16 protein-coding genes are annotated in these 17,294 nt (G+C 50.8%); 6 read left to right on the top strand and 10 right to left on the bottom strand.

The window, feature by feature from the left end:
- Position 1: 1 nt before the first annotated feature.
- From KKG35_01725 to KKG35_01680, 10 genes are all read right to left on the bottom strand, one after another.
- Positions 2–1,711, bottom strand: coding sequence for a bifunctional sulfate adenylyltransferase/adenylylsulfate kinase (locus tag KKG35_01725; protein MBU1736836.1), 1,710 nt, complete (start codon positions 1,709–1,711; stop codon positions 2–4).
- Between the two features lie 305 nt (positions 1,712–2,016).
- Positions 2,017–2,811, bottom strand: a complete 795-nt coding sequence (locus tag KKG35_01720; protein MBU1736835.1) for an HAD family hydrolase — start codon at positions 2,809–2,811, stop codon at positions 2,017–2,019.
- A 93-nt stretch (positions 2,812–2,904) separates the two neighbouring features.
- Positions 2,905–3,369 carry an amphi-Trp domain-containing protein gene (locus KKG35_01715; GenBank protein MBU1736834.1) on the bottom strand — a complete coding sequence of 155 codons (465 nt, stop codon included), beginning with the start codon at positions 3,367–3,369 and terminating at the stop codon, positions 2,905–2,907.
- A gap of 37 nt (positions 3,370–3,406) precedes the next feature.
- Entirely contained in the window at positions 3,407–4,594 is a 1,188-nt protein-coding gene (locus tag KKG35_01710; GenBank protein MBU1736833.1) for a GAK system CofD-like protein, read from the bottom strand.
- Between the two features lie 40 nt (positions 4,595–4,634).
- Positions 4,635–5,714, bottom strand: coding sequence for an HprK-related kinase B (locus tag KKG35_01705; protein ID MBU1736832.1), 1,080 nt, complete (start codon positions 5,712–5,714; stop codon positions 4,635–4,637).
- Positions 5,711–6,595 (bottom strand): GAK system ATP-grasp enzyme, encoded by an 885-nt coding sequence (locus tag KKG35_01700; GenBank protein ID MBU1736831.1) that lies wholly within the window; start codon positions 6,593–6,595, stop codon positions 5,711–5,713. The genes KKG35_01705 and KKG35_01700 overlap by 4 nt, the downstream gene beginning before the upstream one ends.
- Positions 6,596–6,611: 16 nt before the next feature.
- Positions 6,612–8,222, bottom strand: a complete 1,611-nt coding sequence (locus KKG35_01695; protein ID MBU1736830.1) for a phosphotransferase — start codon at positions 8,220–8,222, stop codon at positions 6,612–6,614.
- Between the two features lie 55 nt (positions 8,223–8,277).
- A complete protein-coding gene (locus tag KKG35_01690; protein MBU1736829.1) occupies positions 8,278–8,550 on the bottom strand; it encodes an amphi-Trp domain-containing protein in 273 nt (90 codons plus the stop codon).
- A 29-nt stretch (positions 8,551–8,579) separates the two neighbouring features.
- A complete protein-coding gene (locus KKG35_01685; protein MBU1736828.1) occupies positions 8,580–9,737 on the bottom strand; it encodes a hypothetical protein in 1,158 nt (385 codons plus the stop codon).
- Positions 9,738–9,795: 58 nt separating this feature from the next.
- Positions 9,796–10,332 (bottom strand): GAK system XXXCH domain-containing protein, encoded by a 537-nt coding sequence (locus tag KKG35_01680; GenBank protein ID MBU1736827.1) that lies wholly within the window; start codon positions 10,330–10,332, stop codon positions 9,796–9,798.
- A gap of 369 nt (positions 10,333–10,701) precedes the next feature.
- On the opposite strand from KKG35_01680, the gene KKG35_01675 reads away from it, so the two are divergent.
- The 6 genes from KKG35_01675 to KKG35_01650 all read left to right on the top strand — a co-directional run.
- Positions 10,702–10,884 (top strand): hypothetical protein, encoded by a 183-nt coding sequence (locus KKG35_01675; protein ID MBU1736826.1) that lies wholly within the window; start codon positions 10,702–10,704, stop codon positions 10,882–10,884.
- A 75-nt stretch (positions 10,885–10,959) separates the two neighbouring features.
- The gene (locus tag KKG35_01670; GenBank protein ID MBU1736825.1) at positions 10,960–11,961 is read left to right on the top strand and encodes a phosphate ABC transporter substrate-binding protein; all 1,002 of its coding nucleotides are present in this window, start codon (positions 10,960–10,962) and stop codon (positions 11,959–11,961) included.
- 103 nt (positions 11,962–12,064) lie between these two features.
- The gene (locus KKG35_01665; GenBank protein ID MBU1736824.1) at positions 12,065–14,284 is read left to right on the top strand and encodes an ABC transporter permease subunit; all 2,220 of its coding nucleotides are present in this window, start codon (positions 12,065–12,067) and stop codon (positions 14,282–14,284) included.
- A gap of 9 nt (positions 14,285–14,293) precedes the next feature.
- Complete coding sequence (gene pstA, locus KKG35_01660; protein MBU1736823.1) at positions 14,294–15,892, top strand: phosphate ABC transporter permease PstA; 1,599 nt, start codon at positions 14,294–14,296, stop codon at positions 15,890–15,892.
- A gap of 15 nt (positions 15,893–15,907) precedes the next feature.
- Positions 15,908–16,696 (top strand): phosphate ABC transporter ATP-binding protein, encoded by a 789-nt coding sequence (locus tag KKG35_01655; protein MBU1736822.1) that lies wholly within the window; start codon positions 15,908–15,910, stop codon positions 16,694–16,696.
- Between the two features lie 448 nt (positions 16,697–17,144).
- Positions 17,145–17,294: phosphate transport system regulatory protein PhoU (locus tag KKG35_01650; GenBank protein MBU1736821.1), on the top strand; the 150-nt coding region annotated here is incomplete at its 3' end.

Raw genomic sequence — 17,294 nt, 5'->3', positions numbered from 1 at the left:
CTCATGTGAGGTATCCCTTTTCTTCAAGAAACAGCAGGACTTCCTGTGCCGCTTCATCGGGAGTGATTTCGGTTGTGTTGAGGCTGATGTCCGGTAAAGCCGGCGGGATATAGGGGTCGGAGACTCCGGTAAAACCCTTGATCTTTCCCGCCCTTGCTCTGACGTAAAGTCCTTTCCTGTCCCGCTGCTCACAGATTTCCTGCGGGGTTGACATATAGACCTCGATGTAGCCGCCATATCTGCTGATCAGCTCACGGTTGGCCCGGCGCGATTCTTCAAACGGGGCGATCGGGGCACAGATCGCTATGCCGCCGTTTTTGGTGATCTCTCCTGCGACAAAGCCTATCCGGGTCACGTTGAGATTTCGGTGTTCCCGGGTGAAAGAAAGTTCCGAGGAAAGGTTTTTCCGGACAATATCGCCATCGAGCAGAGTGACGGGGCGGTTGCGCATCTCAAGAAACCTGACGAGGAGGACCCTGGCCAGGGTCGATTTTCCGGCCCCCGACAGGCCGGTGATGAATATGGTGAACCCCTGTCTGGAACGGGGACGATAAGTGTATTTCAGCTCCGAGATGATCTCGGGGTAGGAGAACCAGTCCGGAACGGGAAGATCCGACTCAAGTCTCCTGCGAAGTTCGGTGCCGGAGAATACAACAGTATTCATGCCATCCTCGATTTCGGGTACAGGCAGAAAACCGGCCTTTTCCTCCACGTATTCCATGCGGGTGAAGGGGACCATTTTTATCTCGATCTCCTCCTCGTGTTCGCGGACCAGGTCCTGGGCCGCATGCCGGGGATAGTAACGCTCGGAATTGTCCGGATTCGACAGCGGGTCGCAGTGGTCATCCAGGACAAGGAAATGGCTGCACCCGTAATTTTTCTTGATCACTGCCTGCCAGAGCGCCTCACGGGGACCGGCTCCGAGAACTATTTTCGGGCACAGGCCAAGGTTTGTGATATTGCTCGGGAACCGTCGGGCAAAATGCTGCCAGCATTTGACCAGGGTGTAATGATTGATATCCGACGGCTCATCGGAACCGATCATCGGGTGCAGGAATATATGGGCTCCCGCCTCCCTTGCGGCACGTAGAATCGCTTCACGGTCCACCCGGTGAAGAAAATTGTCGCAGTGTACTCCGAGAACGTGACGCCAGCCGTTCTGGTGGAATTTTCGGTGAGTCTCGGAGGGGGTGAGCCGGATCGTCTTGAAATCGTAATGGATCGGCAGGAGGATTCCTTCAACATTGCCGGCAAGATACCATGGCTTCCGCCCGGAAAAGAATGTCCTGACCCCGGGATGGGCGGCGGAGTTGTGGGTGCCGTATACGCATCGGGCTTCCCGTTCGAGATCAGGCTGCCAGATTTCACTGATCGTGAGGACGGCAAGCATGAATCCCTCGGCATCGTTCAGGGCGAGCCGATCACCGACTGAAAGCACTGAAGCCATCGCTTCATCGACATCAAGACATACCGGAACGGGCCACACCGTGTGGTTGGTCAGCCGCATTTTCTCCAGCACATTTTCGTAATTCTCCCGGTTGAGATATCCGGTCAGAGGGAAAAAGGCGCGGTTCAGGAGCAGTTCCAGTTCAGAAAGCTGCCTCTGGTTCAAGTCGATGCCATGACAGGTGAATGCATCACTCTTGAGTTTCTCTACCCTGCGAAAATGGACGAGAAGAGTGTCGGAATAATCAGTCGCCGGTATCTGGATGAATTCGTGTAATATCTGAGATGATGTCACGGGTGCTCACTCATGAAATTGGCGCCCGGTGCCGGGCGTTTTTATTGGGACATCAAAACATCAAAATATTACAGGGATATTAATTTTAGATTGTGTTTTGGTTTTGCACCCAACGGCTATAAGTCTCGATGTCTCGCAAGCCCGCTTTCGCCCGGTGGCATAGGTTTCGGATAAGCAGGCACGCTGCTCAACTTAAGCTTTATTCCGGCTTCAGTCAGTCGTTCCGGAAGGTGGGGAACCGGGATGTCCTGTTTCACGGCCTGCTGCGGGAGAGTTTATATGTTTCGGGTGAGCTGCTCGATAACGGCAGGGAGTTCCTGGAGAGTTTCGATGGTGAAGTCCGGGATCATCGCGGCAAGGATTTCTTCCCGGTCTTTTTTGCTCCCGGAGAGAAATGGGGAGCGGCTGTTTTTTCGATAGGCGTCCTCAATGGTTTCATGGCGGTGTTCTCCCTGCTGGATCTTGACGGTGGTCATCCCGAGCAGCTTCGCACCGAGGATGTCGGCCCAGTATCTGTCGCCGACCATCAACGCCTTTTCGAAGGAATAGGGTCTCTCCCTTTGGGCCTGTTCCCATAAGTAAGGGTATGGTTTGGCGCGGGCCGGATCATCGGTTGCGTAGAAAAGGTTGAGCTGAATATCCCGATCCGGATCGTGGAAGGTGAAAAAGCGGGCTAAATCGAGCCGCACCAGTTTTGCCGCCTGTTTAACCGGGCGGCCGTTTGAGACTATGGTTAACCGGTATGTATGTGAAAGAGCTTCGAGTACCGAGTAGGCTCCGGGGGCGGCCATCATGTTACCGGATTTGCAGTCCCAGTATTTTTCCACCCCGGAGGCAATGATGATCGGGTCTTCAACCCCGTTGTAAAACTTGCAGAGCCTGTCAAAATGATCCCCGGCATTGGAATCGACTGACCTGATCTCCCTGAGCGTATGAAGCGCTTCGGCGGGTTCGGCCCGGAGGCCGTGCTCAATCATGGTTTTTACGGCAAGACCGAGGGTGTTTTTCAGAAATGTCGCAGGAATGTAGAGGACCGAATCAAGGTCGAAATGTATGCATTGAATCTCCACCGATTGCACCTCCCCCGGCAATTGAAAAGGATGATCTGCGGTCCTGCCGGTTCCCTGACCGGCAGGACCATCATACGGGGCAAGATTACGGTTCTACTTTTTTTGGGCGGATGAAGCAGCAGGTTTTTTTGCCGCCGGAGTATCCTTTTGTGCAACGATTTCTTTTTTTGCTGCAGCAGCGGGTGGTGTCGTCGCCGGGGCAGGCGCCTTTGCGGCGGGCATCTGCGGGGCGGATTTGGTCGGCTCCTTTTGGGCCTCGGTTTTCCCGGCGGGTGGAGCAGACTTGGGTGCAGCCGGTTTTTTGGAGGTTATGGTGACAGATTCTTCGGAATCCGGGGCGTTTCGCCAGGAAAGCTCAATGCTGAACTTTGATTTATCCTTCTTGCTTTTCGCTTCGACCTTGACGTTGATCGTTTTGGGAGTCTGGAGATCTACGTAATCATCGCCCTGCTGGACCACGATCTTGCCGTCATTGATACTTTTGATCAGGTCTTCGAGATATTTGACCGCTTCTTTTATTTCCATCAGCTGCTTGAGTGATACCTTGTTTGTTTCCATTTGCTTCTCCTCATGTTTGTTTTTTAGGTGAAAGATGTCAGCACAGTGATAACAGAACCGGTAACAGCAGGTTGTCATCGATCAGTGGTTCGCTTCCGGGACTAATCAGGGCACAATCGATAAGCTCGATCCCGAGGAGGGCAAAATAATCGGCATCAATACTCCCTGGATATTTCCCGTTTTTCCGATCGACCAGCACAAAGGTGATCAGTTGGTCGGGCGTTATCTCCATGTTTTCCCTTCGACCGCACTCCATAATTGCCTCGACCTGGTCCATCAGGGTATACCCGATACATTCAGGGTCGGCGTCGGTATTCGGGACATATATTTTTGGCGCATCCGTGGTTGCAATTGCGGTGCAAACTCCGTTGACTTCAAGGTTTACCAGGATGCTGGAGAAAAAACTTCCCATCGGGTAGCAGATCAACTCCGCTTCGCTGATGAGTTTTTTTACCTTTTTCCGCAGTTTCAGAAGATACGGCGCCGGATTCTCATGATTATTGGTGAGGAATATCCGTTTGATCCTGGTGGTCAGGGGCGCGGTTTCCTTGCCGGTCATCAGATGCTGGCCTACGATCAGCGAGCCGTCTTCGAGTTCGGCGGCGAGGTGTAGATACTTGTTGGCGATGGGGCGTACGGTGCCGCGGACCCAGACCAGTTGCGAGAAGATATAAATAACCGGATCGAGATGCCGGCGATTTTCCAGGTATCCCGCGGTCAGGATGAGGTTGCCGATACTGGCGCCGGCCAGATCGAATTCCTCAGGCATTGCCTGCTGGAACCGAAAGAGATGGTTGCGGATTATCTTGCGCATCGGATCAGGGATTACCCGGATCAGGCGGTGTCTGCCCTTGACGATATAATCAAGTTCGTTTGCCAGTTCCCGCTGATCAATGTTCTTCGGGAGTCGGTAGTTGAAAAGCTCGTACACTTCCGGGTTGCCCTGATGACTCTGGTCGGCAAGATCCATAAGCCTTGCCCGGACGTCACCAACCGCGGGCATATGAAAGGCCTCGCGGAGTTTTGCGGAACTGCCGCCGGAATCGAATGCGGTAATAATGTGGATGGAATTACCGGTGTAGAGAATGAGTTTTCGGCTTAATCCCCTGAGGGCGGTCCCCCCGCTGAAAAAAAGAATTTTTGGGCCGAGTTCGGGGCTCTTCCTGAAGCGTTCCAGTTTGATGGCGTTCGGAATTAATACATTTCTTGATATTCTTACACGCATGGAAAGACCTCGTCTGGAGATAGCCGAACAAGCTGGTCTTTTATATGGTTCCGCATTTCATATATCGCAGACCTGCATCTGCCGCCGTGTTGAAGTCAATGCCGCCGCTGATCTCGAAAACCGGGCAGTGGCCAAGCAGTTCAATGTACTCATCGATGCCGGGATCTTCGGGTGATCTCGATGCATCATGGATGAAAAAGAGTCCGGTCGCTTTCATGAAAGCAGGGACCAGATCACGGCGCCGGGCCAGGTCCACCTGATTGATCCGTACCGGCAGGTCCTGCCGCTGCCAGTTGAGGATGAAGAGGGCGTCCATCGGCCCGCAGAGTTTAAATCTGTCCGGCCCGAAACATTGGTCCAGGAAGACATCATATTTATGCTCCAGCTCCCAGAGGGAGTCGCCTGATAAGCTGCGGAATTTTTCCTTGTCCGCCTCGGGAATTACCTTGTCCAGGTGAGGATTGTTCAGGGCGGTGCCGGGATTAATCCGCGGCAGTTTGGCCACGCCGGTCATCTGCAGCCCGTCGCCCTGTCTGATTGCCATAAGCCTGTCGTTGCTGATGAAGGTTGCTCCCCTGCTGACCATGTGTAAGGCCAGGGTTGATTTGCCCATGCCGGAAAAACCGGCCAGGGCCAGCCCCCGACTGTGGTAGAGGACTCCAGCGGCATGGCCGAGAAAGTATCCTCTGTTCAGTTTCCAGGCAATAAAGCGGTTGTTGACGAAGTTGATTACCTGGTTGGCATTGCTGAGGCAGGGACCTATGGCAAGATGGCTGGTGCGGCTGAAAATGAATACCATTCCGGTGAGCCGCTTGCGGACGATTCTGCCGTCTGGAAGGTCACAGTATTCTTCCTTGCTCCTGCTTTTTCCCGGATCCGGCTCCTTGGTGTTAAAGGAGAGGCGAAGATCGGGAGGGGCTGCTTGATGTACTGTGATCACGATATCCGGGGAATGATTCCCGGTAACAAAACCGGCAAAATAATGGGCAAGCTCCTGCCGAAGTTCCGCAGAATTGCTTCGCACTTCGATCCGGCATTCCTCGAACTGGAGAAAGAGCGAGCCGTTCGTGGGATGATTCTTTCTGATCCGGTCAATCAGACCCAGGCAATCGGCGTTCATGGCCTGTTCTCCTCTGACAGCTTGTTGGTGACATATTCAACGAATAATCCGGCCGGGTCCAGATCGCTGGTATTCACGATCCCCCGGAAACCGCCGAACGCGGACACTTCAAAAACAATCGGCCCCTTTGCTGTTTCGACGACGTCGACACAGGTAAAGTCGAGACCGAACAGGTCCTGGGCCTTTTTCGCAAGGGCGATTGTTTCAGGGGCAGGTTCGTGCCTTTCGTATTTGCCTCCGGAAACCGTGGTCGTATTCCATGAGTTTCCCTGATTGCATCTTGCATAGGTTGTAAGATATCTGCCGCCGAGGAAAACCACCCCGAGATCACGATCTCCCAGGTCAATCTTCTTCTGGATGTAAATGATCCTGTTTTCTTCCTTGTATCGGGTGATCAATTCCCGTGACTTCTTGTCCGCCTTCAATACCATCATCCCGCGTGCTTTTGTGGAATACAGGGGTTTGAACACCGCCTCCTTATACATTTCAAGCGTCCGCTGGGCCATATCCACGTTCTCGGTGATGGTGGTGGGAGGCATCGGAATACCGCTGAGCCGCAGGGTGACCGTGCAGCTCAATCTGTCCAGGACCCGCATGATCCTGGTCGGTGATGAGAATATTTTAACCCCCTTGCCGGAGAGAAAACGGAGTATCTCAAGACGGTCCAGCAGGTCCGGGGAGTATTTTGCCCCGATCTTCTTGATGATCAGCGCATCAAAAGCGGTGAGGTCCTGGTCATTGAACCAGACTTTGCCCGCATCAAGGTCAAGGACCGTCTTATCCATTTCGATGAGCAGTCTCTCGCCGGTAACGGCACCCGCTGTGTCCGCAAGGGTTTCCGAGGACCACCCGCCCTTTGTTCCAATGACACCTATTTTCATGAATTTCCTGTATATATCAGTAATAAAGGACCGTTGTGTTCATTCTGAATTCCTGCCACGGCCGGCCCAGATTGGCGAACAGCAACAGCTTGTCGAGAAGAAAATGTGCCCGGAGGTACATCTCTTCGGCAAAAACTTTATTGTGTTCAAAACGGGTTGAGGTGTAAAACGATCTGGCCAGGGCAAGGGTGAGACGCGCATCAAAGGTGCTGTCATGCCATTCAGCGGCGACAAGGGTGGCGTTGACATAGAAGTCCTTGATGATCTGATTGAGTCGGTCGCGAAGTATTTTCTCGTATATCGGGATCCTGAAGTTCGACACGAGAAACACCGAGATGTCCTGAATGTAATCCGCCTGTCTGGACCGGTAGAGATCGATATAATGGATCATCTGTTCTTCGGGGTCGAAAACAAGATTGTTCACATTGAAATCGCCATGGATACGGACACTGAATGGCGCCGGCAGCTCTTTTTCAATCTCCCGGCAACGTTGCAGCAGGCTGCCGGTATCGAGGACCTTGGTGAAACCAATGTCCTGTTCACCACGGTAAAATTCCGGATGGACCTGCCGGATATGCGCGAATCTTTCCTGGAGCTGCTTCATATAATCGGTGGCTATCGGCTCCTCTTTTCTGGTCGACAGCCAGACCTCCCTGCTCGTTTCCATCAAAACGAAAAGGGCATTATTCAGGCTCTCATCTTCACCGTTCAGGAGAATCTCATCGAAGGGACAGCCATGGATGAATTCTACGAGCATCGAGGTGGTGCTTTCACCCTCCTGGTAACTGAAGACCCGGGGGGCAAGGCCTGGGAAAAGAGTGTTCCAGGTTTCCAGACTCTCTTTTTCAGTACGGATCTTATGGGTGTTCCCTTCCTTGAAGATGCTCTCCTTGGTTTTTGACACCTCCCGTTTGCCCTGTCCCAGCCGACTTATCCTGCATCCTGAGCGACTTCCAAGGATTGACTGGAAATCAATGTCCGAGGCTGAACCGTCGAATCCCAGCTGCTCAAGATTGCTCTGCATTGACAGGAACTGATGGATCTTGATCTTCTCCCCGACGATGGCAAGAATCAGAGCTTCTCCGATATTCAGAATCAGGTCACCGATCCGTTCAAGGTAGCGGAAGATAAAAAGTGTGGTGACCAGATCCTTGTTCGGGTGGTCGTCGGCAAACATTTCCATGATCTTGTCGAAATTCTGCTTGTAGAGCCTGTCGGTCAGCGGTTCCCGCTTGCAGATGTCCAGCGCCCCCTGAAGATCACGCTTTTCGTATATCGGCATGACCGATTCCAGGCCTTCGAGGACCGTACCGAACATTTGGGTGTAGTTGAACCTGTTGATGAAATCAGGGTTTTCGAGATAGCCGAGCTGTTTGGTAATATTGACACTCTGGTCGGCGATCCGCTCAAGATTGACTGCAATGGTCTGCAGGGCCCTGATGTCGTTGAGGTCCCTTTTGGTCAAGGCTTTTTCGCTGATAAAGTTGCTGAAACACTCGGTTTCAATCAGGTTTTTAAGGTTATCGATGTAGTCGTCTTTTGAAAATATTTTCTCGAAATCGTTGGGATTGGATGAGGTGAACAGCCGCAACGATGCGCTGAGAAGATTCACGGTTTCGTGAATCATAAACCGCAGATTTTCATGAATGTTTTCAAAAACAACAGTCGACATGGAGGGGGGCTCAGTTTACGATATCGAGTTGCTTGATCGAGGAGATGGTCACCCCTTTTTCTTCTTTCCACGACAGCTTCATGGTGAGTTTTCGGGTAGTGCCTTTTTTCCTCGCTTTGATCCCGAGCTTGACCAGATTTGCAGGTTCCAGGCAGATCTCCTCACCGTTGGATCGAAGGATAATTTTCCCCTTCTCCAGACCTTCGAGGATGGATTCGAGATATCCTTTAATGGTTTGGGTATCCTGGAGCGATTCGAAAATAAAATCCTGTTTGTCAGACATCTTTTCCTCCATTTCCTGGGTAGTAAATTTCAAGCAAGCCGCGCCTTGTATTCCTTGATAATCCGGGGTCGCTGCATGTCTGCTTTAATCAGTTTCTTGCGAATTTCCGGATCCTCCCAAAGGGGTTGAAAACCGATCTCCCGTGAAGCCTTGGCGGGGTCCTGCTCGGAAGCGTCCTTCAGCACCTCGCCCATATGGGTGTCATCACCCATGAAAATGAGAAGTTTTTTGTGTGACAGACCGGGCTGTTTGTTGCGTCTGGTCACTACCGAAATCAGAAAATCGGTGTATTCGCTCGACTGGGGGTTCCAGACTTCGTAGCCGTCAACATCGTAGTCTGCCAGAAGGATCGGCCAGAACTGTTCCGGATGGGGGATGACTATGCCGGCGCCGAGGGAGCGGGCCTCTTCAATGACCTCGGATGTCCGATAGAAATACGTGAGAGGGAAGTTTTCCTTGACTGTCATTTTGACGGCCTGGAGGAAATTCTGCGCCCGATTGATGAAATCGTGCCCGAATTCGCTTCGGTAGGTATCGACATAATTCCGGAGAAGTTTGTTTTTCAATGAGGCGGGCTCAAGGTCGTCCTGATGTTTTTTGAGAAGCTTTTCGACCTTGCCGACCACGGTCCGGATGAAAGAAATGATTTCCGGTGAGGCGCCGGTGGTCGTTGCGGCCTGTTCGAGTCTTTCTTCAACCGGGGATGTTATGGTATGGATGAACTCAAAGAGCTGGGATGAACGGTACCGGAAGGTGTAGGTGAGGAGTGATTTCAGTACGCTCGCGTGTTCAACTTTCTTGTTCTCAAAATGAAGCAGCAGTTGGACCTTCCGTTCGAACCCTTTTGAATAACAGTCAACCTCCACTCCGCTGTAATCACCATACGCCATAATCTGGTTGTGCTGGGTTGGGATAATCAACTGCTCCTCAATATTAGGGTAGAGCGCCGAGATTCGTCTGGAGACAAGATCAAGCGGCACGAATTCAGGGTGCCAGTGCACTGCCATGATGGCTCTCTGCCGGGGATAGGTTGCTTTGGGAGTTGTGATATTGTTCTTCTGCCGGTCAGACAGTTCCGTCGAAGTCACCTGGAAGAATCGCTCCGTGTCCTTTTCGGAAACCTCACCCGCAAGGTGTTTTATCGCGTCGGTCTGTTCCCGACCGGATTTTGGTTTTACCAGTTTCATGCAATCTCACCGTTTACAGTGCAGCTTTCAATGATATGAGGATTTCAGAGGTGTACCTTCAGTCATACTTGTCATGGCAGAGGGTTTTCCGGGATTCGATTGCATGCAAGGTGGTGACAAAGAGTTCAAGATTGCCGGTGTCATGATTATTTTTGAGTTCACAGCACAATTTCATAAACTCTTCATAATATTCGTCTCCGTACCCTTGATTGGTAAAAGAGATCATCGTTTTTGCTTGATCCAGGAATCTCTCAACTGTGTACCGATGAGGAATTTCATTGTTTTCAATACTGCTTTTCATGGCGCTGAAGGTGGTTTTCATCTGTTTTTTGATCGTCTTGTATTTCACCGGAGCAACGACATCCTCGTTATCACCGACCAGGGTTTCCCTGGATTTGATCTTGACCTTGACCTGCAGCTGAGGGCCGCTCTTTTTAAGCTGGATTTTAATCTTTTTAAAGTCTTCGAGATCAATGTCGTAGGAAGATATGTCAATGTCCGGCTTTCCTTCGATGGTGTCGGCAAGTTTGTGCAGTAATTTGCCGACCTCTTCAAGGTCTAATAACTTTTCGAAGATCATCTCCCTGGAACCCATTTCGTCACCTCATCATTTTCATTGGAAAACCGACAGTGCAGCCGATCAGCAATCGCTCACAAAACTGGTTTATTAAATCAGCGCCGAACCCATAATTCAATATAAAAAAGATATGTATAAACAAATACATAGGCATAATTAGGAATGGGTTAAAAATATGTTATTATTCGGTTAGATTTTCTTTGTGTTGCAGGCAGAATTCATCGCCTTGTGAACTGAATCAGAAGACTAACCGGATCGGAATTCCGGTGTCGGGGTGAAGGAGGGTTCTTGTTCGATTTTTAATCAATATGTAACAGAAAATGAACAGTGCTCTCCTAAATTGTGATGCAAGTTATTCAGATCATTCTTTTGAAAGGAGGACCCGAGATGAAAAGTGTCTGCGTCAGTTGCAATAATGATTTTGTCATTGATGGTAAAGAGGAACAAATCTCCATGGCCACCCATGGCATATGCCGTTGGTGTGCCGAACAGAGGTGGAGACAGTTGTATCAGTTCAAGGTGTATGAATTCAAGCCGGTGACGGTTCAGGCAACTTTCTCATGCGGGTGATTGTACTCCGGGAATGAAGAGGATCGTGCTGTTGATGAGCGGTGCCCGAGTAACTGAGAAAACTGGAGACAGATTATGATAAATGGAGGCCGTTTCGGCGCAAAAGTATTTGGGACAGGGTATCTTTTCGTTTGTTTATTGATTGCTTACAGCACTGCCCACGCTTCAAGTATTGAAATTGATACCGGTATCCCGGAATATGTAAAAGTCAGCGGGGTGTCGGGGAATCTGGACAGCATTGGGTCTGATACCCTGAATAACCTCATGACCTACTGGGCCGAATCCTTCCGTAAAGAATACCCGAATGTGCGAATCCAGATTGAAGGAAAGGGTTCGTCCACGGCCCCTCCCGCCCTGATCAGCGGTACGGCCCAGCTTGGTCCCATGTCCCGGGCGATGAAACGAAAAGAAGATGACGCATTTGAAAAAAAATACGGCTACAAGGCGACCCGCATCGGAGTGGCCCTGGACGCCCTTGCGGTGTTCGTGAACAAGGACAATCCCATTGAAGGCCTGAGTCTGCAGGAGATTGACGCCATATTTTCCAAGACCCATAAGGGGGGGATTGCCCGGGATTATCTAACCTGGGGGCAGGTAGGACTGGGCGACGAATGGGGCAGTATGCCAATCAGCCTGTATGGGCGGAATTCCGCATCCGGCACCTATGGTTATTTTAAGGAGAGAGCGCTCTTCAAGGGAGACTACAAAAACATCGTCAAAGAACAGCCCGGTTCAGCATCGGTTGTGATGGGCGTTACCGAGGACAGGGCCGGTATCGGATATTCAGGGATAGGATACAGGACCTCGGGGGTCAAAGCCATTTCTCTAGGGAAAAAAATGGGCGGCCAGGTCTATGAGCCGAATTACAAGAACGTTCTGTCAGGGAAATACCCTCTGGCCCGGACCCTTTATATCTATGTGGCCAAGGAGCCTAATCAACCTCTGCCCCTTCTCCAAAAGGAATTTTTGAAATTTATCCTTTCCCGAACCGGTCAGGAAATCGTCGTTAAAGACGGGTACCTCCCTCTCCCTTCGGAAACCGTCAGCAAAGAACTTGCCAAACTGATGGAAGGTTAATCGGCGCAGGGTTTCAACATCTGTATGCCTGGCTGAAGGGGCATGCTTTTCCTTTAATGAGCCGAAAGTTTGATCGGGTTGGCAATCAAGAAATTGAACATCCATGTATAAAATCGATAAACAATTCATCCGCAAGGTGAGGCGTAAGGACCGGATTGCGACCGGGGTAATCAAGGTCGGCGGGATGGTCATCATCGCCAGCGTGATCGCAATACTTGTGCTGATCGTAAAAGTTGCTTTCCCGCTTTTCATGCCGGCGCAGGCAAGGGAGATTGGGGCTTTTAAAATACCTGATTCCGCGGGGACGCCGATCGCAATCGGGATCGGTGATTATCAGGAAGTGGCCTATGTTCTTGGGGAGAACGGAGACTTTACATTTTATAACATCAAGGACGGGAGCAATTTAATCACCTTTCCAATGCGGGAAGGAAGCAGGGTCAAAGGGTTTGATTTTTATCGAAACTCAATCTACACGCTGCTCTGGGAAGACCACGCGATATCGGTTGTCAGGGTGGATTACCGGCCACTCTTCGATGGGGCAGGGAAACGTTCAATAGAACCTTTGGTTACGGTACTGGATGAACTCACTCCCAGGGATTACCAATCTGAGCCGATCCGGGTAGCAAGCCGGAGGTCGGACGAGGAGCGGTTAACCACCGCGGCCCTTCTGAAAGACGGGAGAATCCGGGTCGATCATCTGGTGAAAGTTACCGATCTGTTTGATAACGAAACCTCTGAAGAATATACCTTTCTGATCGACGAACAGATCAAGGGGGCAATCACCACCTTCGTCCTTGATGACCAGGGAATGGTGCTCTACGCGGGGACTGATCAGGGGAGTTTGGCCCGTTGGGACCTAGCCGACAACAGTCAAGCGGTCAAAACAGACGAAGTGGACGTAGAATCTGCAGGCGCGGACATCTCGAGCATGGCTATGGTTTTCGGTGAACTGTCCATTGCCGTAGGTGACATGGATGGCAACCTCTCGACATTCAGTCATGTCTGGACGGGTGGCGAGCAAATGGTCAGGAAGTTACGCAAGACGCATATCCTGAGGTCGCATGACGGGGCGGTTATTCATCTCACGCCGTCGAGGAGAACGAAATCTCTTGTCTCCCTTTCGGACCAGGGGATTATTCATTTCGACCATATGACCAGCGAGAATGCGCTTATCCGGCTCGAAGGGAACACTCTTCTTTTTGGTTTTGCGGGTAGAGGGAACGGACTGATCACCCTTGATAAAAATAACCTGCTGAAGGTTTGGAACATTGATAACCCGCATCCTGAAATTAACCTGAAGGCGCTGTTCGGCAAAGTCTGGTATGAGAGTTATCAGAACCCGGAGTATGTCTGGCAGTCATCTTCGGGAAACGATGATTTCGAACCGAAATTCAGCGTTGTTCCTCTCCTGTTCGGAACAATCAAGGGGACATTCTATGCGATGCTGTTCGCCATTCCGTTATCAATTTTCGGGGCGGTCTATACGAGCCAGTTCACCACCCCGGCCTTTAAAAAAAGTATCAAACCGATTATTGAGATCATGGCTTCCATTCCTTCCGTTGTCATCGGATTCCTTATTGCTCTCTGGCTCGCGCCAATTGTCGAACGATCTATCCTGGCGGTTCTGATCTGCCTGGTCATGGTGCCCCTGCTCTATCTTGTTTTCATGATCGTCCTCCAGCCATTATATAAAAACTCATACTTTCAGAATCGGTGTATGGGCTATGAGTTCCTACTCCTGATGCCGATCATCATTCTGGCGACTGCGATTTCCATAGGGGTTGCGCCGATGATGGAGTCCGTGCTGTTTGGCGGCAATTTCAAGCTCTGGCTCTATAATGATGTCGGAATGAGATATGATCAGCGCAACTGCCTCATTATTGCTTTTGGTCTTGGGATTGCGGTGATCCCGGTCATCTTCTCGATGACCGAAGATGCAATATCAAATATTCCGCACAGCCTGACCGCCGCGTCCCTCGCGTTGAGCGCGAGCAGGTGGCAGACGATCTGGAGGGTGGTTTTGCCCTCGGCCAGTCCGGGTATCTTCGCCGCGATCATGATCGGTTTTGGCCGGGCCGTTGGTGAAACAATGATCGTCCTGATGGCAACCGGCAATACTCCTATTCTCGACTGGTCAATATTTACCGGGATGCGCACACTCTCGGCCAACATCGCCGTAGAGATCCCTGAAGCCCCGGTAGCCGGCACCCTTTACCGGGTGCTTTTTCTTTGCGCAACGCTTCTTTTTGTTCTGACCTTTATCTTGAATACCGGAGCGGAAATAATTCGTGAACGGCTACGGAAAAAGTATGTCAGATATTAAGGGGTTGGAATGAAAAGCAAGTTCTGGCGACAGGGGGAGCCGTATGTCTGGGGGACGGGCTTGTCATTGTCCCTGATTATCCTGCTGATGTTTGTAATGCTCTATGCAGTTATCGGTAAAGGTGTAGCCGCTTTCTGGCCGGCTGATTTGGTTGAGTGCAGACTGGGCAGTGGCCTGAAGGTTATCGGTGAGATTACCGGAACAGAGACCATCCATGGTTCCGAGCAGAAGCGTTTCCAGTTCAAGATCGGCAATCGTGATCTTTACGGGCTTGATTTCAGGTGGATAGACGAAAGGGATATGGGGCCGATCACCTATCCCCTGGAGGTCTACGTGCTGGAACGTCAGGAATATGGGGATTTTTACGGATATCTGAAATTTCTGGATCAGAGACTTCTCAAGGTATCGCCCGCCAAAAAATCAGGGAATATTCTTGCTGATGCCATAGAGGCGGTTTCGCCCTTGCGGAAGAATGTTTCCGAACTCAATGACCGGATAGTGGAGCTCAATTATGAAGTCGAGCGGACCGGGATTCTGCTCAAGAAAATGGAGCATAGCGGTCTTGGGGAAAGCGAACGGGCGCAGGAATTGAAACTCGAGGTGGAATATCTCAAGGACAATTTTACGGATATTGTCGAGACCTTAAACGAAAAGCAGGCGGAGCTCAGCTCATATAAGGCGGTATTTACAGATGCCGGCGGTCGGGAAAAAGAGATTTCGATCAACGATATCGTCCGGTTTTATCAGCCAAACAAGATGACCGCTCTGGAAAAGCTTTTATATTATGGACAAAGACTCCGGGAGCTTTTTTTCGATGAACCAAGGGAATCAAATACCGAAGGAGGTCTTTTCCCGGCAATTTTCGGCACGATCATGCTCATTTTTTTAATGAGTATTTTCTCGTTCCCTCTTGGTGTGGTCGGAGGAATCTATCTGCGTGAATATGCTCGAGATGGGTTTTTTGTAAGAACGGTTCGCATTGCGGTAAACAATCTTGCCGGCATCCCCTCGATCGTATACGGAATCTTCGGCCTCGGGTTCTTCGTCTACGGTATCGGCAGTCAGATCGATCTCTTTTTCTTCCCGGAGCGACTCCCGATTCCGACTTTTGGTACGGGCGGTATTTTCTGGGCCAGTCTGACTTTGGGGCTGCTTACCGTGCCGGTTGTGATTGTGGCAACGGAAGAGGCCCTGGGCGCGATCCCGCCCGGAATCCGTGAAGGCTCTCAGGCCTTGGCGGCGACCAAGTTTCAAACATTGACCATGCTCCTTCTCCCGATGGCATCACCCGGCATCCTGACAGGTTTTATTCTGGCGATGGCGAGAGCGGCCGGCGAAGTTGCTCCGCTGATGATCACCGGTGTGGTGAAGCTTGCTCCGGCACTCCCGCTCGACAGTCATTTCCCGTTTCTTCATCTGGACCGGAAATTCATGCATCTTGGTTTCCATATTTATGATATCGGCTTCCAGTCACCCAACGTCGAAGCCGCGAAACCGATGGTTTATGTAACAACATTATTATTGATCTTGATCGTAGTCCTTATGACGAGCCTGGCGATCTATCTTCGCAATAAGATGCGCGCTCGCTATTCGGTGGTAGATGTATAAATTTTGAGGGCAGGTATGGGTCAAACAAACGAAGCGATTATCCAGGTGAAAGACCCTCAGGTTGCGGTTGAAAATCTCAGCCTGCACTACGGCGACACCCGGGCATTGAAAAATGTTACTTTTGATATTCCGAAATCACAGGTTACAGCTTTAATCGGGCCGTCAGGATGTGGGAAATCTACATTTATCCGCTGCATTAACCGGATGAATGATCTGGTTGATACGATCCGTATTGAAGGGAAGATCCATATTGACGGAGAAAACGTCAATGATCCGACTTATGATGTAATAGAGCTTCGCCGTAAGGTCGGAATGGTATTCCAGAAGTGGAACCCGTTCCCCAAATCCATTTATGAAAATGTTATTTACGGTCTTCGGATTGCCGGGGTGTCCAGCAAATTTATCCTCGACGACACCGTGGAGAGAAGCCTGAAGCGGGCCGCTCTCTGGGAAGAGGTGAAGGACAGACTGCATGTTTCTGCCATGGGGCTGTCGGGCGGTCAGATGCAGCGGTTGTGCATAGCCCGGGCCATCGCGGTAAATCCGGAGATCATTCTGATGGATGAGCCCTGCTCAGCTCTCGACCCCCTCTCAACCTCACGAATTGAAGAACTGATATCGGAGCTGCGGGGAGAATTCACGATCATCATTGTGACCCATAATATGCAGCAGGCAGCACGAATTTCTGATCTGACTGCTTATATGTACCTTGGCGAGCTGGTAGAATACGGACCTACCAAGAAACTGTTCACGAACCCGGAAAAAGAAGAGACGGAAGACTATATCACCGGCCGATTCGGGTAAGAAACCGGATCTTCGCCTAAAGTTTGCCTATCTGTTTAAGACAGCATATTGGGAGCGAAAGGAGGGTTGCGGAAAGACTTTCCGGGTGGGGGGAGTGTTGATTTGCTGTTATAAAATGGTTCAGAGTCGTAGTGATATTCCAAGATGAGAATTCAGAAGCCAGAAGCCAGAATGACTGATTTTTTCACCCTTCGGGTATTCACTTCAGTACCCCCTTGAGTGTAAGTCTCGATGTCTCGCAGACTCGCTTTCGCCCAGGGGCATAAGTCTCGATGTCTCACAAATTCGCTTTCGCCCAAGGGCATAAGTTTCGTATAAGCAGGCACGCTGCTTAACTTAACTAATCGGTACGAGCAGGCAAGCTGCTCAACTTAAGCTTTATCGGGAGATTGGCCAAACTCGGAAAGTTGTGATTTATTTAATCCGGGCATGATCCGAATCCAGAAAAATGGATGATCTGGTTGACGAATACACCCGGCAGATGTACGGAAAGGCGACCGAGGTCCTTGCGGAGCATCCGGACCACATCAACTTTGTCCTGCAGGCGGTCACCGCCGGTCGGCATCTGGAAAGAATAGCCGATCACGCGACCAATATC

The sequence above is a fragment of the Pseudomonadota bacterium genome (assembly GCA_018823285.1).
GTDB lineage: Bacteria > Desulfobacterota > Desulfobulbia > Desulfobulbales > JAGXFP01 > JAHJIQ01.
The sequence above is the reverse complement of the archived record's forward strand: the minus strand, read 5'-3'. Positions and strand labels throughout refer to the sequence as shown.

What these genes read in the sequence shown, in the direction of transcription:
- KKG35_01715 (MBU1736834.1), bottom strand. Translation starts at nt 3,369, where the DNA reads ATGGAAACAAACAAGGTATCACTCAAGCAGCTGATGGAAATAAAAGAA.
- KKG35_01710 (MBU1736833.1), bottom strand. Translation starts at nt 4,594, where the DNA reads ATGCGTGTAAGAATATCAAGAAATGTATTAATTCCGAACGCCATCAAA.
- KKG35_01705 (MBU1736832.1), bottom strand. Translation starts at nt 5,714, where the DNA reads ATGAACGCCGATTGCCTGGGTCTGATTGACCGGATCAGAAAGAATCAT.
- KKG35_01700 (MBU1736831.1), bottom strand. Translation starts at nt 6,595, where the DNA reads ATGAAAATAGGTGTCATTGGAACAAAGGGCGGGTGGTCCTCGGAAACC.
- KKG35_01695 (MBU1736830.1), bottom strand. Translation starts at nt 8,222, where the DNA reads ATGATTCACGAAACCGTGAATCTTCTCAGCGCATCGTTGCGGCTGTTC.
- KKG35_01690 (MBU1736829.1), bottom strand. Translation starts at nt 8,550, where the DNA reads ATGTCTGACAAACAGGATTTTATTTTCGAATCGCTCCAGGATACCCAA.
- KKG35_01685 (MBU1736828.1), bottom strand. Translation starts at nt 9,737, where the DNA reads ATGAAACTGGTAAAACCAAAATCCGGTCGGGAACAGACCGACGCGATA.
- KKG35_01680 (MBU1736827.1), bottom strand. Translation starts at nt 10,332, where the DNA reads ATGGGTTCCAGGGAGATGATCTTCGAAAAGTTATTAGACCTTGAAGAG.
- KKG35_01675 (MBU1736826.1), top strand. Translation starts at nt 10,702, where the DNA reads ATGAAAAGTGTCTGCGTCAGTTGCAATAATGATTTTGTCATTGATGGT.
- KKG35_01670 (MBU1736825.1), top strand. Translation starts at nt 10,960, where the DNA reads ATGATAAATGGAGGCCGTTTCGGCGCAAAAGTATTTGGGACAGGGTAT.
- KKG35_01665 (MBU1736824.1), top strand. Translation starts at nt 12,065, where the DNA reads ATGTATAAAATCGATAAACAATTCATCCGCAAGGTGAGGCGTAAGGAC.
- pstA (MBU1736823.1), top strand. Translation starts at nt 14,294, where the DNA reads ATGAAAAGCAAGTTCTGGCGACAGGGGGAGCCGTATGTCTGGGGGACG.
- KKG35_01655 (MBU1736822.1), top strand. Translation starts at nt 15,908, where the DNA reads ATGGGTCAAACAAACGAAGCGATTATCCAGGTGAAAGACCCTCAGGTT.